Here is a 14537-nt window from a genome sequence, read left to right on the forward strand (position 1 = left end):
CCCCGAGCGCGTCGACGATCGAGGCAGACAAAGCCGGCCTGTGGCTCAATTCTCCAGCGTGCCGGCCTTGCGCGAAGCCTTGCTGGGTTCGTCGCAGGCGATCTTCATCAGGTCGCCGCGCCGCCGCACCAGCCGGTCGGATGTTCGTGTCAGGATCAGCCCATCCTGTGGCGCGGTGAGCTCGATGCTGCCGCCCGGCTGCCCTGGCCGGGTAACGATCGTCACTAGGCGGTCGCCTTCCGCAATCCTCTCGCCGATATTGCGATGAAAGAGCACGGCTCCGCCTTCCAGAGCGCGGATGATTTCGACATTGTCGAGCGGCACGGCCGGACCGGAAAATGCCGTTGCCGCCGGCTTTTCGTCGGCGACGATCCCCCGTGCCGCGAGGAAACGCCAGAGCCCGTCGGCGTCCTTTTTCGCCAATACCGGATCGACGTCGCGTTTGCCGCGCAGCTCGACGGTGACGGAAAGTCTGCCGGGCAGCTCGAATAGGCGTTCGCCGGGAATTTCATATTTCCATGCAAAGCCGACGGCCTCCTCGAAGGCCGAGCTTTCTCCATCCGAAAGCAGCACGGCTTCCATGTCGAGTGCAGCGGCAAGATCGGCCGCCTCCGGCCAGAAGGCCTCGTCGATATAGGCATATTGCAGCGATTCATCGTCGCAATGCAGGTCGAGCACGAGATCGGCCCCGAGCGCCAAATGCAGCAACTGTCGCTTCAATCTGCCGGTAGCCGGATAATCGTCGAGGTCTTCGATCAGCGTCGGGCGATCGGCCACGGAGATCCGCGGAAAGTCCCGGTTGAAATTGGTGCGCGAGCCCAGGTCGAAACGGCCCTGCAATTCGCCGAAATGCGATTGCGCCGCACCGATCGGATTGGCCTGCGGCACGATGGTGATGTCGCCGGCGATCCCGCCTTGGCTTTCCGCCTGCCGCAGCCTCTCGCAGAGGAAATGCAACAGCACCGTTCCCGGCAGTTCGCCGGCATGCAGTGCCGCCTGGATATAGGACTTCGGCGCCTTCGGATCGCCGCCCGTAAAGCGCAGCACCGGCAGCCGCCACTCCGCTCCCGGCGTATCGCCCGGGATGATGATCTCTGAAACGTCCATGCTGATTTCGCTCCCCGTTTGCACCAATGCCGGAACAGGCTTTCGGAGCTTTATGCGCGGAAATCAGGCAAGCGCAAGCCGAGATCCGCGAACACTTTGCCCTTAGCCCAGCAGTGGCCAGCGATCGATAATCCGATGTTCGGTTTTTCCGAGAACACTGTGGATGAGCAGGAATTCGGACGCCGTCCATGAAACGGGTGTGTCGAGAGTCGTCGGCGGCACGGCCTTGCGGTCGTAGAGCAGCGTCATATGCGGCGTGAAATCCCGCCTGATATTATGCCGCAATCCGGCATTGTGCATGCCGACGCCCAGTTGGACATGCACTCGGGTGAGCGGTTTCCGTCCGCCCTCGCCGCAAAGCACAAGCGCTCGCGCCTGCGGGAATCGCATGATCCGGTCAAAGGTCACTGCGATCGGCGCACTTTCGACCGTGGCGCCGGCCTGCCGTGCCGCGAAGACCACATCCTCCGGCAGCTTCGGATAGTCTCCGACCCCGATGATCGACACATGCAATGTCGTCAAGCGCGGCCTGCCGGAAAGGGAGAAGGCTCGACGATAGTCATCGGCGATTGCGGCCGCCTGCTGCTCGATGGCATCAGGAGGACAGAGCGCAAAGAAAAGCCGGTGTCCGCTGGCGTAGCTTTCGTTCCGCTGTCCGCGATCATTTTTGTCGTCTCCGAAGTCGAGGGGCATTTGGTTCATGGAATTTCCGGTCGTCATGACCCGCCTCGTCGTTTCCAAAACGCGCCGAAGGATACTCCGAAAGAAGGTGATATCAAGAACAAAAAGAGAACATACTTGCCTGATAGGCTCGGCGTCACACTCATCCGAGCCGTCGCCGCAGGAGGGCTGACGTGGAGGTTCGGGCAACAGTGCAGGGGCGCATCGCAATCTTTCCTGAAAGCCCGGCGCGCGCAAGAAGCGGGTTGAAACCGCGGCCGTCCCATACGATTTTGAGGGTCATCGAAAACGCGGAGGCTGTGTCATGGCTGAGACAACCCACCACTATCTCATCTTCGAAACCGCGGGCGGTTTCTGCGGCATCGCCTGGAGCGACGCCGGCATCACCCGCTTCCAACTGCCGACCAAATCAGCGGAAGCGACCGAACGGCTGCTGTTGCGCCGCCTGCCGGATGCCGAACCCGGTGCGCCGACGCCTGCTGTGCGCGAGACGGTCGCTGCGGTGAAGCGCTACTTCCAGGGTGAAGAGACCGATTTTTCCGGTGTCGAACTCGATCTTGCCGGCCAGGATGCCTTCTTCCGGGATATTTATGTGGCGGCAAGGCGTGTCGGCTGGGGCCGCACCACGACTTACGGCGCGCTGGCCAAGGAGCTCGGCGTCGGGCCGGAAGCCGCCCGCGACGTCGGCCAGGCGATGGCGAAGAACCCTGTCGCTTTGATCATCCCGTGCCACCGGGTGCTCGCGGCCGGCGGCAAGATCGGCGGCTTTTCCGCGCCCGGCGGTTCGTCATCGAAGGCGCGGATGCTGGAGCTCGAAGGCGTCAACCTCGCCCCACTGCCGCCTGCCCAGCAGTCGCTGGGGTTTTAGGCGGCGGAGCTTTTTCGTTTTCCGCAATTCCCGGCAAAATCGCTTCGCGCTTTGCCTGGCAAAACCGCACTTTTGCTGGAATTGCTTTGATAGAGTCTCAGGCACTCAATACGGGCTGGCCGTAGGCCGGATGATGATCTCGCTGACATCGACGTCGTCAGGCTGGCTGACGGCGTAGAGGATCGAATTGGCGATGGCCTCGGGGCTGATGGTGATCGCCCTGAAAGCCTTCATGGCATCCCGCGCCGTCGGATCGGTAATGGTGTCGGCCAGTTCCGATTTCGTCGTGCCGGGCGAGATGACGGTGACGCGGATACGATCGGTCTCCTGCCGCAATCCGTCCGAGATCGCCCGCACCGCGAATTTCGTCGCGCAATAGACGGCGGCCGTCGGCGAGACGCTGTGGCCGCCGATCGAAGACAGGTTGATGATCTGACCTGATCCCTGCGCCTTCATGATCGGAAGTGCGGCCGCGATGCCGTAGAGAACGCCCTTGATGTTGACGTCGACCATCCGGTCCCATTCGTCGACCTTGAGGGCATCCAGCGGCGACAGCGGCATGACGCCGGCATTGTTGACGATGACGTCGAGCCGGCCGAATTCGGACCTGGCAAAGCCTGCAAAGGCTTCCACGTCCGCACGGTCGGTGACGTCAAGCTTTTGCAGGCGCACCGACCCGCCCTTTTCCGCGATGTCGTCGGCAAGTTCCGCCAGGCGCTCGGTGCGGCGGGCGCCGATCACGATATGGGCGCCTGCGGCAGCCAGCACCTTTGCCGCCGCCTCTCCAATGCCGCTGCTGGCTCCGGTGATGGCAATGACTTTTCCTTCGATATCAGGCATTTCAAGCTCCATGTGTGCGCCGCTCGTCTGGCGAGGCGGCTGAGGTTTCTTGGTATTCAGCTCGGGAAATCGGCGCTGAGCGTCGTCTTCGCCCAGGCGTCGAAGTTTGCTCGCAGCGCGTCCAGCCGTTCGCGGGCGATCTTCAGGGCGGGTGCGCCGAGCAGCAGGCGCAGCGGCGGTTCGTCCGCTTCGAACGCCGATATGATCGCGGTTGCAGCGCGCGCGGGATCGCCCGGCTGGTTGCCGGAGATCGAGCGGGTGGCCCGGCGCCGCTTGCCGGATGTTTCCGCATAGTCGTCGATGATCGTGCTGGATTCGACCATCGACCGACCGGCCCAATCCGTGCGGAAGGCGCCGGGTTCGAGGATCGTCACATAGATGCCAAGCGGCCTGACCTCATGGGAAAGCGATTCCGACAAGGCTTCGACCGCAAACTTGGTGGCGTGGTAGTAGCCGGTTGCAGCAAAAGCGACGAGCCCGCCAAGTGAGGAGACGTTGAAGATATGCCCCCGCCGGCGTCGGCGCATGCCCGGCAGAACCTGCTTGGTGACGGCGATCAAACCGAACACATTGGTCTCGAACTGGGCGCGTATCTCAGTGTCGTCGCCCTCTTCGATCGCCGAGAGGTAGCCGTAGCCGGCATTGTTGACGAGGACGTCGATCGCACCGAAATGCGCTTCGGCGTCATGAACAGCACCGGCAATGGAGCGGCTGTCCGTCACATCGAGTGCAAGGGCAAGCGCGCGGTCCCCGTGCTCTGCCGTGAGATCTGCCAGGGTCTCGGGTCTGCGCGCCGTCATGGCGGCGCGCCAGCCACGGGCCAGAACGGCTTCGGCGAGTGCCCGGCCGAGGCCGGACGATGCGCCGGTGATGAACCAGATGGGGGTTGGGGAAGACATGATCGTCATCCTTTCCGGCCGGCAAATGCGGCCTTCTCCTGTGTGATGTTGCCTGTCGGGCGGCACGTCATTTGCGCCGAAGCACCATGCCGCCGTGATGGAGGGTATTGCCGTCGACGAAATCGCCATCGGCCGTGAAGCCCGTGTCATCCCAATATTCGATGTGGCTTCCGGTGACGTCGTAGCGTCCTCGATAGGCGCTTTCCCGGTTGCCGCGGGCTTCGTCGTAACGGCCATTGGGCAGAAGTTCGTGGCGGACGCGGCCATCAACCGTAACCCACATGCCGACATAGGGATGTTGTTGCATTGTGTTCTCGCTTGTTTGTTGCTGCTGAGTTTCTCGGTCGTTCACGGTATCGGCTCCGAACGAACCGGTCGCCGCGCCGGCCAGGGTGGGCGTCGTGAAAAATTGCAGAACCGGGCTTTTGAAAATCTTTCGCATTGCCTTGCCTTTCGAAGCCTTCGTTGACCTCGACTGAAAGATAGTACGGAGAACCTGAGTGATTAAGTTGCCAATTCGAGATGCCTTGGTTAGAAATGCTAACCAATGGGCGACGATCTCGAAGGCATTTCAGTCTTTCTTGCGGTGGCGGAGGCGCGGAACTTCCGGCTCGCCGGCGAGCGGCTTGGCGTCACCCGCTCCGCCGTCAGCCAGGCGCTGCAGCGCCTCGAGGATCGGGTCGGCGTTGCCCTGGTCCAGCGCACGACGCGCAGCGTCAGCCTGACCGAAGCCGGTGAAGTGTTCTTCGACGCGGTTCGTCCATCGCTCCGCCAGGTCAAGGATGCGATGCAGACGGTAAGGGAAATGCAGGCGCGCCCGAGCGGCCTGCTGCGGATCACCGTTTCCTCAATCGCGGAGAGTTTTCTATCCGGCACCTTGCTGGCCGGCTTCATGGAAGCCTGCCCTGACATCAAACTCGATATCACCATCACCGATGATGAATTCGATATCGTCGAGGCCGGGTTCGACGCGGGTGTCCGGCTGGGTGAGGTGATCGAAAAGGACATGATCGCGATCTCCGTCTCCGAAGAGCAGCGACAATGCGCGGCCGCCTCCCGCAGCTATCTCGAGCGCCGCGGCCATCCCCGTCATCCCGGCGAGTTGCAGAACCACGCCTGCATCGGATGGCGGCCACGCCCCGACACGGCGCCCTATCGTTGGGAATTCACCGAAAACGACCGCGACTTCGACGTCTCCGTCGATCCCACTGTTACGACCAACGACATGGGAATGATGATCCGCATGGCCTGCGCCGGAGCAGGCATCACCTTCGGCATGGTGGAGACCTTCCAGTCCTATATCGAACGGGGCGAACTCGTGCCGCTGCTGGAGGATTTCTGTCCGCCCTTCCCGGGCTTCTATCTCTACTATCCCAGGCGCCAGAGGCAGCCGCTGAAGCTGCGCGAATTGGTCGATTACGTGCGCAGATTTGACGGGCGCTAGAGTTGCGATCTTCGATCGCAAGGTGCGACGCACGAGATGGCGGAGTTTAAGATACTGGTACCTCGGCGGCGAGCGACTGCATTGCCTTAGGCCGAGGACGCAGCAGCAAATAGAATGCGAAGACATGGCTGATCATCAGCAGCGGCACGTAAATGATCGGGATCGCATATGCGGCGCCCAAATCTCCCGCCCGCGCGGGAAGGCCGGCCTGGATCGCGTGATAGTAGTCGAGGATGAGGTCGCCCATTCCCACGAGATTGAAGGCGATGACGAATAGCCAGAAGATCTGAGGTATCCTGATCGTGATGAGCGCCAGCATGGCAAGCAGCCCGGCCGCGAGATCGCCATAGGCAGCGAAGGTGGCGAAGCTGGCGGGCAGGTTGGGGCCGACGACGCCTGGGAGAAGGAAGACGAGCCCGAAGAAGCGGAAGCTGTGCAGAGTGGCGATGGCGCGGTGCGCCCTGACCCTGTCCATCGACATGAGCCAGGGCAGAATATACGCGCCGAAGCAAAGCAGCCACGCGACATAGCCTAGGACGAGATGGGTTTGGAAGATGGATTCCGTCGACATCGGGGTACTCCTGATTTGTGGGATCCAGATATACGGCCGCTTCCCGCGATCGACTATTCGCGATAATATCAATGCGGTATGAAGCAGAACTTCACAGTCAGGCAAGGCGCGCTCGATGGCGTTGAGGCGTTTCTGAGCGTTGCCCGGCACCGCAGTTTTCGCAGGGCGGCTGCGGAGCTCGGGGTGACCCCATCGGCAATCAGCCAGGCCGTACGCGCTCTCGAGGAGCGTGTCGGCGCAGTACTCTTCATCCGCACGACGCGCAGTGTCGGCCTGACGGAGGCCGGTGAGCGGTTCCTTATGCGTGCAAAGCCCGCCTTCGAGGAACTGGTCGCCGCAAGCGAAGTGGCGCGTGAACTCGGGCAGAGGCCGGCTGGACTATTGCGTCTCACGGTGCCGCCGGCAGTGGTGCCGATCCTGCTGGAGCCACTGATCGCATCCTTCTGCCAGGCCTTTCCCGAGATCGAGGTCGAGGTCGCCGCGAATGAAGAACTGGTCGACATCGCCGCCGAGGGATTTGACGCCGGTATCCGGCTCGGCCAGTTCATCGCAGCCGACATGGTCGCGGTCCGGCTGACGCCGTCCTTCCCGCTGGTGGTCGTCGGCAGCCCCGAATATCTGCGCCGGAGAGGGCGGCCCGAGCGTATCGACGATCTCCGTCAACATGCCTGCATCCGCATGCGCCGCTCGCACGGCGCAATCGCGCCGTGGTCGTTTGTCAGCGGCAAAAAGCCGATCGAGGCTGTTGTCTCCGGGCCGCTGATCGCCCACGACTTTCCCACCATGCTGGGAGCCGCTGTCGAAGGTATGGGGCTTGCGCAAGTGCCGGAGCCAATCGCCGCCGGACTCGCGAAAGCGGGAAAACTCGTCCGCGTCCTGGAGGCGTTCGCACCGGTGGCGCCGGGTGTGTTCCTCTATCATCCCAGCCGTCATCAGATGATGCCGAAGCTGCGGGCCTTCATCGATCACGTGAAAGGCCGAGCGGATGCCGCCGACAAAACCCGAATTCACATCGATGACTAAATGACGCTCACGATTGCCCATCACACGCGATTTTGGTATTCCCGATCCTCCAGGGATCGGTGTGGCGAGGCGGACGTCTTCATGCCGGTTCTACCGATCATGGCTGCAGTCTCACGGCCCGGCAGCCGGAGCCCCACGATCATTCATCCTTTTGCCGGAGAACATATGCTCGACGAGGTCTTTCCCATTCCGGCCAGGGCCTTGATCCGCCAGGGCGGGCGGGCCTGCTTCTACCGCCTCGTCAATACCACTCCCCTGTTGATCCAGGTCCAATCGGGAACGAAGATCGTCATGTCGGATGACAAGCCTTTGCGCTTCGAGGCGGGCGCCTATGGCTTGCTGCCCGACTACAGACCGTTGACGATGGAGAACATTCCCAAGGCGCCGCAGAAGTATCAGACCCTGGCGCTTCCCGTTCCGCGACCGCTGTTCGAGGAGGCCTATACCAGGATGGGATCGATTGCCGCTCCATCGAGGCCTGTGCCGGCAGGCACCTCATGCCTGCCGGAGGAAGCTGCGGCATTGTTTGAGTATTGCTGCCAGCCGGGCAATCTGGCGCGCCTTCCTGGCGCTATCGCCAAGGCTCGTCTGATGGAACTCGTCACCTGGTTCGCGCTCCACGGGGCGGTGCTCGGTCGATGCGAAAGCTCCCGGCTTGAGGACCGGCTGAGGCAGATGATCGAAGCTGATCCCGCCTCCGCCTGGACGTTGGCGCAAGCTGCGCGCTTGTTCAACATGAGCGAGGCGACGCTGAGGCGCAGGCTCTCCGCAGAGAATACCGCCTTCAGCGAGATATTGAGCGATACCCGAATGAACCGCGCTCTTGCACTCATTCAGACCACGACATTGCCGATGGCCCAGGTTGCGCTGGAGGTCGGCTATGACTCACCTTCGCAATTTTCCGCACGTTTCAAGGAGCGGTTTGGCGTCAGCCCGCGCCATGTACGCAGCGGCACCGAGCACTTTGAGCGGATCGGGGCAGAAATTGCGCAGAGCGGGGCAGATGCGCTTGCGCGGTGACGGTAGTTTCCCGGCATCGTCAACCACAGGAGAACAGCAATGCGTTTGATCACAGCAGCACTTATGGCCGCCTCATTCTTCGGCGCCACGGCCGCCCACGCCGAAATGAAGCTCACCTCTAAGGACCTGGTCGCCGGCAAGGCCATGGCCGACGCGCAGGTCTTCAACGGTTTCGGCTGCTCGGGCAGGAACATTTCGCCGGAACTGACCTGGTCGGGCGCTCCCGAAGGTACCAAGAGCTTCGCCGTCATGGCGTACGATCCGGATGCGCCCACAGGTTCCGGCTGGTGGCATTGGTCGGTGTTCAATATCCCCGCAGACGTCTCGCAGATTGCCACCGGCGCAAGCGGTGACAAGAAGCTACCCGCAGGCGCCGTGGAAGGCCATACCGATTTTGGCACGTCGGGATATGGCGGCGCCTGCCCGCCGGCCGGCGATAAGCCGCACCGCTACCAGTTCACCGTCTACGCGCTCAAGGTCGACAAGCTTCCGCTTCCCGAGACCGCGCCGGGCGCCATGGTCGGCTTCTATGTCAAGGCAAACACGCTCGACAAGGCCTCCGTCGAGGTTACCTACGGGCGCTGAAGCCGGCTTCGGATCGTAGTCGTCATTCCCTTTATGACAACGGTCGGCCGAGGTGACTGAACCTCGGCCGACCGTTTCCTGTGCGGGCTTCTCTAGCTGTAAACCTAGACAGTCATTGCTTGCCAGCAGATCAACGGACCGTCTTCAGCATCGATCCGCTCGCCGATTTGGACAAAGCCATTGCGTTCAAGGACACGCTGGGACGCGATGTTGTCGACCCCGGTCTCTGCAGAGATCAGGGCCACGCGAGGATCGTTTCGCCCCCACTCCAGCAACTGCCTTATGGCCCGCGTGGTGCATCCGCGGCCCTGGCGTGAAGGCGCAACCCCATAACCTATATGGATGTTTCCATCATGTGGAACCCGAACGATGGAGCAGAGGCCGACGATCTCGCCATCCTCCACGATCATCCAGGCCGACGGCGAAAATTCGGCGCCGATGTCGGCCGCGAGGCGATTCAACATCGCCAGTACTTCAGGAGGCGCAATGGCGCTGTCTTGGACACGGCGCAGATTGCGAGGCGCGGTGCCCTTCAGCAGCGCGTCAAAATCACTGGAAATGAGTTCGATGATCATAGTTTTCCCGACATTGGACATGCGCCAGCATGGGCGCGCTAAGGCCGAGCGATAAGAGTGAGGATCAGCTCTCAGTGACGATGCCGAGCATCTTTACCCCTAGCGCCGCAGCCGGTGAGTTCTGGATCGTTGCGACGGCAAACAAAGGCATTCTCCTCTAAGATGGAAATGCGAATAACAGTGCCGGGCGAGGATCGCAAGATGCTCCGATCGGGCGGCACGCCGGGTGATCCATGCCAAACCGCAAGATCGGTCGAGCGCTGCGTTGCTGAAGGCAACTAGTTTGAGCTGCCACGGGGACCAAGACGAATGACCGCAGCGCTTCGGAACTATCATGAGCGGATGCAGCGAGTGCTGGATTATATCGATCAGCACCTCGATGACGATCTCGATCTTGACATTCTGAGTAGTGTCGCGGCCTTCTCGAAGTTTCATTTCCACCGGCAGTTCACGGCGACCTTCGGATTGTCAGTGCATCGCTATATCGGGCTTGCCCGCATGAAGCGCGCTTCATACCGGCTGGCCTACAGGGACGAAGAACGCGTCACTGAGATAGCGATGGATGCCGGTTACAACGCACCGGATGCCTTTGCCCGCGCCTTTCGGCAACGGTTCGGGCAATCGCCTTCGTCGTTTCGGAAGTCTCCCGATTGGGAGCCGTGGCTTGCCGCCTTCGGGCCTCTCGACAATGCAAGGAGCAAGCTCATGCAGAAGACCTTTACCACTGACGACGTGATAATTCGCAATGTACCCACCACGCCGGTGGCGATCATGGAGCACCGGGGCGACCCGGCGACGCTCGGCGCCACCATCCAGCGGTTCATCGCCTGGCGCAAGGCCGCTGGCCTGCACCCCAGGACAAGTCCGACCTTCAACGTCTGGCGTTCCGAGCGGCGTCCTCAGTCGCCCGCCTGCTATAGCGTAGACCTTTGTGTCGAGACCGACCAACCGATCGAGGCGAACGGCGAAGAAATCAAAGCCGGCGAGATCCCTGGCGGACGCTGCGCGGTGCTGCGCGTCGTCGGCAACACCGACAATCTGGAGCCCGCCGCGCTCTACCTTTATCGCGACTGGCTTCCGGCCAGCGGCGAGGAAGCACGCGACTTTCCGTTCTATTGCCAGCGGCTGAGCCTCTTCCCGGAGGTGGCGGAGCATGAGGCGGTGGCGGAACTGTTTCTGCCGCTGAAATAGCGCCCTCTGACGGCGGCTTGTCCATTCTGATCGCCGGAAGCGGAGAGGCCGTTGTCACGCCAGGCCGGCCGGTTGGCGACCATCAGGTCGCGGACTTATGCGCACTCAAAAACCAATTGCGATATAAAACCAGTTGAGCTAACTATAGCCGATTGCATTATGCAATCAGACATGCGCGGATATGCCGGTTAAGGAAAGGAAGTGAGGATGGCTAAGCTTGTGTTCGGAATGAACCAGTCCCTGGACGGCTACGTCGATCATATGGGGTTTGCGCCAAGCCCCACGCTCTTCCGCCACTTCATCGAGGAGGCGGAGCGGCAGGCGGGCAGTGTGTACGGTCGCCAGATGTATGAGGTCATGCGTTACTGGGACGACGAACATCCTGAATGGGATGCAGAGCAACAGGCCTTCGCGGCGGCGTGGCGGAACCAACCGAAATGGGTCGTCTCGCGCTCGTTGAAGTCGGTCGGATCTAATGCCCGGCTCGTTGGGGAAGATCTTGAGGCCGCAATCCGCGAACTGAAGGCGGAACGCGACGGGGAGATCGAAGTTGCCGGCCCCAATTTGGCGCAAAGCCTCACTCAACTTGGCCTGATCGATGAGTATCGGATCTACCTGCACCCCGTGGTGCTCGGTCACGGCAAGCCATATTTCGCCGGACCCCGGCCGCCGCTCCGCCTGATGGCTCATGACCGGATTGCCGAGGATGTGATCAGGTTGACCTACGTTCCGGCTTGATCACGCGACTCGCCAGATGAAAATCGCGGCTCGGCTTCTGACCGGATGACGGCAAGCGTCGCCGGCGACCTGCCGGGTGTCAGTCGCGCGATATGGACAGCCCCGCGAGAAGCGGAGCGTACGCGGCGAGCCTGTGGGATACGAACTCCGTGAAGAGCCGCACGCGCTTCGTTTTGCGTGTCTCCCCCTGTGTGAGAAGCCAGAGCGTTCCGTACATGTGCAGGTCGGTGCCCGGCACCCTAACCAGGTGGGGGTCGGCGTCTCCGACGAAGCACGGCAGTGTCGTGATCCCAAGCCCTTGCCGTACAGCAACGATCTGCGCCTCGGCGTCCGTGATCCTGAATGGAACCCCCGTGGTGCGAACCTCACCCTCGCTGGCCCAATCCGGAATTCCATGAATGCTTATGACGATCCACCGGATGGGATCAAGCGCGCCCGCACGCCATGCGGCTAGTCGATCGCAGGACATGTAGACGCCGCCGAACAGCTCCGGTCCCTTCAGGCCGTGCAGATTGAGCGGCAGGGTTTTGCGGTCGTAGACGACGCGGATCGCCACGTCGGCCTCTCGGTTGGTCAGATTTGCGAGCTCGCCGGACGACACGATTTCCATCTCGATATCCGGATGCAGCCGCGCGAAATCGGCGAAATCCGGCATGAGCAGGTGTGTCGCCAGGGGCGGAGCTAACGTCACCCGCAGAAGCCCGCGCACGCTCTGGTCGCGCCCAAAGACACGCGTCTCCAGCTGGTGCGACGACGCTTCCATCTGGTTCGCGAGCTCGAGCACCTCCTCACCCGCAGCCGTCAGGCGGTAGCCCGAAGGCAGCTTTTCGAACATCTGCGCCCCGAGGCGTTCCTCGAGCTGCGCGATGCGTCGCAGCACGGTCGCGTGATTGACCCCGAGACGCCCGGCGGCAGCCCGCACTGAGCCTCCGCGCGCCACGGCAAGAAAGTAGCGAATGTCATCCCAGTCGATCATGGTGCAATCCGGCACCGCACGGTGCGCCTTCCCAAGCCAGTATCTAACGCGTCGTACAGCAGTACTGGCGGTCATCATAGCCTATGTGGGCAAGCACGGCCCGATTCCAAACGGAGGACACCGATCGTCGCGGCTGGCATCAGTCGTCCGGTGGATCGATTTTGCACCACCGATGTGCGCGCTTCCGCACTCAACAACTGATGCCGGCGGACCCATTTCGACGGTCTCGGGGCGTACCCGAACGATCAAAGGATGCATGACATGAACAGACTGAATGGAAAGACCGCCGTGATCACCGGTGGCGCTACCGGCATCGGCCGCGCCGCAGCAAAGCGCTTCATCGAGGAGGGCGCCTTCGTCTTCATCTTCGGCCGCCGGCAGGAAGCGCTCGACGCGGCTGTGGCCGACCTCGGACCCAATGCTCGCGCGGTGAAGGGCTCGGTCTCGGATGAGGCTGACCTTGATCGCCTCTACGCGGTGGTGAAGGCAGAGCGCAAGACGCTCGACATCGTCTTCGCAAATGCCGGGGCCGGAAGCCCGATTCCGCTCGGCCAGATCACCGCCAAGCACATCGACGAAACCTTCGACACCAATGTCAAGGGTACGATTTTTACGGTCCAGAAGGCGCTGCCGCTAATGGGCAAGGGCGGTTCGATCATCCTGACCGGATCGAGCGCCGGCACCACGGGCGCCCCGGCATTCACCGCCTACAGCGCGAGCAAGGCGGCCGTGCGCAACCTCGCGCGGACCTGGGCGGAGGATCTGAAGGGCACCGGCATCCGCGTAAACGTGCTGTCGCCCGGGGCGACGGCGACCGAACTCGCGAAGGAAGCGCTGGGCGAGGAGGGCCAGAAGGCCTACGGCGCGATGACCCCGCTCCAACGCATGGCCGATCCGGCGGAGATCGGGGCCGTGGCCGCCTTTCTCGCGTCGTCCGACAGCAGCTTCATGACCGCCAGCGAAGTCGCGGTTGACGGCGGCCTTGCGCAACTCTGACGCGCTGCACCCGGCCAGACGCTCCATTTGATTATTCGGAGCGCCATAGGGCTCGTCAGATAACCCAGCCGTTCAGGGCCGGGAAATCAATATCATCACAATATCGGAGAAGCATTATGAGCTATGCAATTGTGGGATTCGGCAAGATAGGCCAGGCCCTTGCCCACGCCTTCGCCCGTAAAAACATCGAGGTGGCCGTCGCGGGCCGCCGTCCGCCCGAGGCGTTGGCGCCGCAGGCTCACGCGATTGGACCCACAATCGTTGCCAAGTCGCTGCGGGATGCGCTCGAGGCCGACACGATCATCCTGGCGGTCCCGTTCGGCGAGCATCGCGAGGTTGCGAAGGCCCTGCCGAGCTGGGAAGGCAAGACAGTCATCGACGCGACGAACACGTTTGGAGTTCCCCCTGAAGAGCTGGACGGCCTCCCGTCCTCCGCCTTCGTCGCGAAGTCGTTCACCGGTGCCAAACTGGTGAAAGGCTTCAATCACCTGATTGCGGCCACCCTGGCTGCCGATCCGATCGTCGAGGGCGGCCACCGGGTCGTCTTTCTGTCGAGCGACGACGAGGACGCGATCGCTCCCGTGGCGGCCTTGGCCAAACAACTCGGCTTCGCACCCGTCAAGCTGGGAAAGTTCGACGAGGGTGGCGCGCTGGTGCACGCACGCGGCCGCACTTGGGGCCAGCTCATCTTCCAGGATTTGTTCAAGAAGGAACAGTAATCGATCTATGATCGTGTGATATCGCCGAGAACTGGTCGCGCGCGCAAACCTCTTCGAGCAGCGCGCGACCGAATATTTAAGGCCACAAAGTAGCGCGAAGGTTGCGATGGCCTGACGGCGTCTGGGCACCGTCCGAACCGGCATGACGACCACGAACTACCCGCAACAGATCCGCATGAACAAGGGATCGCGAAATGCCTCAGCTCAGTTCAAGACCGATCGATGAGGTTGACTAGCCAAGCGGCTACACCGATGCCGGTGTATTCCGCAGGGTTTTTATTCAGATCGTAGGTTTGCCCCTCCG

General features: G+C 62.1%; 17 protein-coding genes. 9 read left to right on the forward strand and 8 right to left on the reverse strand.

Annotation, left to right across the window (positions count from 1 at the left end; translation table 11 throughout):
- Positions 1 to 45 precede the first annotated feature (45 nt).
- Both N2A41_RS23705 and N2A41_RS23710 read right to left on the reverse strand, forming a co-directional pair.
- On the reverse strand, positions 46 to 1107 hold the full coding sequence (locus N2A41_RS23705; RefSeq protein ID WP_260109867.1) for a succinylglutamate desuccinylase/aspartoacylase domain-containing protein: 1062 nt from the start codon (positions 1105 to 1107) through the stop codon (positions 46 to 48).
- A gap of 102 nt (positions 1108 to 1209) precedes the next feature.
- Positions 1210 to 1809 (reverse strand): 2'-5' RNA ligase family protein, encoded by a 600-nt coding sequence (locus N2A41_RS23710; protein WP_260109868.1) that lies wholly within the window; start codon positions 1807 to 1809, stop codon positions 1210 to 1212.
- Positions 1810 to 2092: 283 nt separating this feature from the next.
- Between N2A41_RS23710 and N2A41_RS23715 the strand changes: the two genes are divergently transcribed.
- Positions 2093 to 2656, forward strand: coding sequence for a methylated-DNA--[protein]-cysteine S-methyltransferase (locus N2A41_RS23715; RefSeq protein WP_260109869.1), 564 nt, complete (start codon positions 2093 to 2095; stop codon positions 2654 to 2656).
- A 105-nt stretch (positions 2657 to 2761) separates the two neighbouring features.
- On the opposite strand, the gene N2A41_RS23720 is transcribed toward N2A41_RS23715, so the two are convergent.
- From N2A41_RS23720 to N2A41_RS23730, 3 genes are read right to left on the reverse strand one after another with little or no spacing between them, the layout of a single operon-like run.
- Complete coding sequence (locus tag N2A41_RS23720) at positions 2762 to 3496, reverse strand: SDR family oxidoreductase (protein ID WP_260109870.1); 735 nt, start codon at positions 3494 to 3496, stop codon at positions 2762 to 2764.
- Between the two features lie 56 nt (positions 3497 to 3552).
- On the reverse strand, positions 3553 to 4404 hold the full coding sequence (locus N2A41_RS23725; protein WP_260109871.1) for an oxidoreductase: 852 nt from the start codon (positions 4402 to 4404) through the stop codon (positions 3553 to 3555).
- A gap of 58 nt (positions 4405 to 4462) precedes the next feature.
- Positions 4463 to 4837 (reverse strand): Atu4866 domain-containing protein, encoded by a 375-nt coding sequence (locus N2A41_RS23730; RefSeq protein WP_260109872.1) that lies wholly within the window; start codon positions 4835 to 4837, stop codon positions 4463 to 4465.
- Between the two features lie 105 nt (positions 4838 to 4942).
- Here N2A41_RS23730 and N2A41_RS23735 point away from each other — a divergent pair, with 105 nt between their 5' ends.
- Positions 4943 to 5839 carry a LysR family transcriptional regulator gene (locus N2A41_RS23735; protein ID WP_260109873.1) on the forward strand — a complete coding sequence of 299 codons (897 nt, stop codon included), beginning with the start codon at positions 4943 to 4945 and terminating at the stop codon, positions 5837 to 5839.
- A gap of 46 nt (positions 5840 to 5885) precedes the next feature.
- Here the strand turns inward: N2A41_RS23735 and N2A41_RS23740 are convergent, their stop codons facing one another.
- The gene (locus N2A41_RS23740; RefSeq protein ID WP_260109874.1) at positions 5886 to 6410 is read right to left on the reverse strand and encodes a hypothetical protein; all 525 of its coding nucleotides are present in this window, start codon (positions 6408 to 6410) and stop codon (positions 5886 to 5888) included.
- 78 nt (positions 6411 to 6488) lie between these two features.
- Here N2A41_RS23740 and N2A41_RS23745 point away from each other — a divergent pair, with 78 nt between their 5' ends.
- From N2A41_RS23745 to N2A41_RS23755, 3 genes are all read left to right on the forward strand, one after another.
- Positions 6489 to 7433 (forward strand): LysR family transcriptional regulator, encoded by a 945-nt coding sequence (locus N2A41_RS23745; protein ID WP_260109875.1) that lies wholly within the window; start codon positions 6489 to 6491, stop codon positions 7431 to 7433.
- 165 nt (positions 7434 to 7598) lie between these two features.
- Positions 7599 to 8453 (forward strand): AraC family transcriptional regulator, encoded by an 855-nt coding sequence (locus N2A41_RS23750; protein ID WP_260109876.1) that lies wholly within the window; start codon positions 7599 to 7601, stop codon positions 8451 to 8453.
- A 39-nt stretch (positions 8454 to 8492) separates the two neighbouring features.
- On the forward strand, positions 8493 to 9038 hold the full coding sequence (locus N2A41_RS23755) for a YbhB/YbcL family Raf kinase inhibitor-like protein (RefSeq protein ID WP_222385566.1): 546 nt from the start codon (positions 8493 to 8495) through the stop codon (positions 9036 to 9038).
- Between the two features lie 104 nt (positions 9039 to 9142).
- Here the strand turns inward: N2A41_RS23755 and N2A41_RS23760 are convergent, their stop codons facing one another.
- Positions 9143 to 9634 (reverse strand): GNAT family N-acetyltransferase, encoded by a 492-nt coding sequence (locus tag N2A41_RS23760; protein ID WP_222385565.1) that lies wholly within the window; start codon positions 9632 to 9634, stop codon positions 9143 to 9145.
- Between the two features lie 288 nt (positions 9635 to 9922).
- Here N2A41_RS23760 and N2A41_RS23765 point away from each other — a divergent pair, with 288 nt between their 5' ends.
- On the forward strand, positions 9923 to 10804 hold the full coding sequence (locus N2A41_RS23765) for an AraC family transcriptional regulator (protein WP_260109877.1): 882 nt from the start codon (positions 9923 to 9925) through the stop codon (positions 10802 to 10804).
- Positions 10805 to 11011: 207 nt separating this feature from the next.
- A complete protein-coding gene (locus N2A41_RS23770) occupies positions 11012 to 11542 on the forward strand; it encodes a dihydrofolate reductase family protein (protein ID WP_260109878.1) in 531 nt (176 codons plus the stop codon).
- A 79-nt stretch (positions 11543 to 11621) separates the two neighbouring features.
- Here N2A41_RS23770 and N2A41_RS23775 read toward each other — a convergent pair whose 3' ends face one another.
- On the reverse strand, positions 11622 to 12518 hold the full coding sequence (locus N2A41_RS23775; RefSeq protein ID WP_260109879.1) for a LysR family transcriptional regulator: 897 nt from the start codon (positions 12516 to 12518) through the stop codon (positions 11622 to 11624).
- Positions 12519 to 12779: 261 nt separating this feature from the next.
- On the opposite strand from N2A41_RS23775, the gene N2A41_RS23780 reads away from it, so the two are divergent.
- Both N2A41_RS23780 and N2A41_RS23785 read left to right on the forward strand, forming a co-directional pair.
- Positions 12780 to 13514 (forward strand): SDR family NAD(P)-dependent oxidoreductase, encoded by a 735-nt coding sequence (locus N2A41_RS23780; RefSeq protein WP_260111089.1) that lies wholly within the window; start codon positions 12780 to 12782, stop codon positions 13512 to 13514.
- Positions 13515 to 13630: 116 nt separating this feature from the next.
- Positions 13631 to 14233: an NADPH-dependent F420 reductase gene (locus N2A41_RS23785; RefSeq protein WP_260109880.1), complete on the forward strand. Its 603-nt coding sequence runs from the start codon at positions 13631 to 13633 to the stop codon at positions 14231 to 14233.
- Positions 14234 to 14537: the final 304 nt, after the last annotated feature.

Origin of the sequence: Rhizobium sp. SRDI969, from assembly GCF_025152725.1 — a bacterium.
GTDB lineage: Bacteria > Pseudomonadota > Alphaproteobacteria > Rhizobiales > Rhizobiaceae > Rhizobium > Rhizobium leguminosarum_I.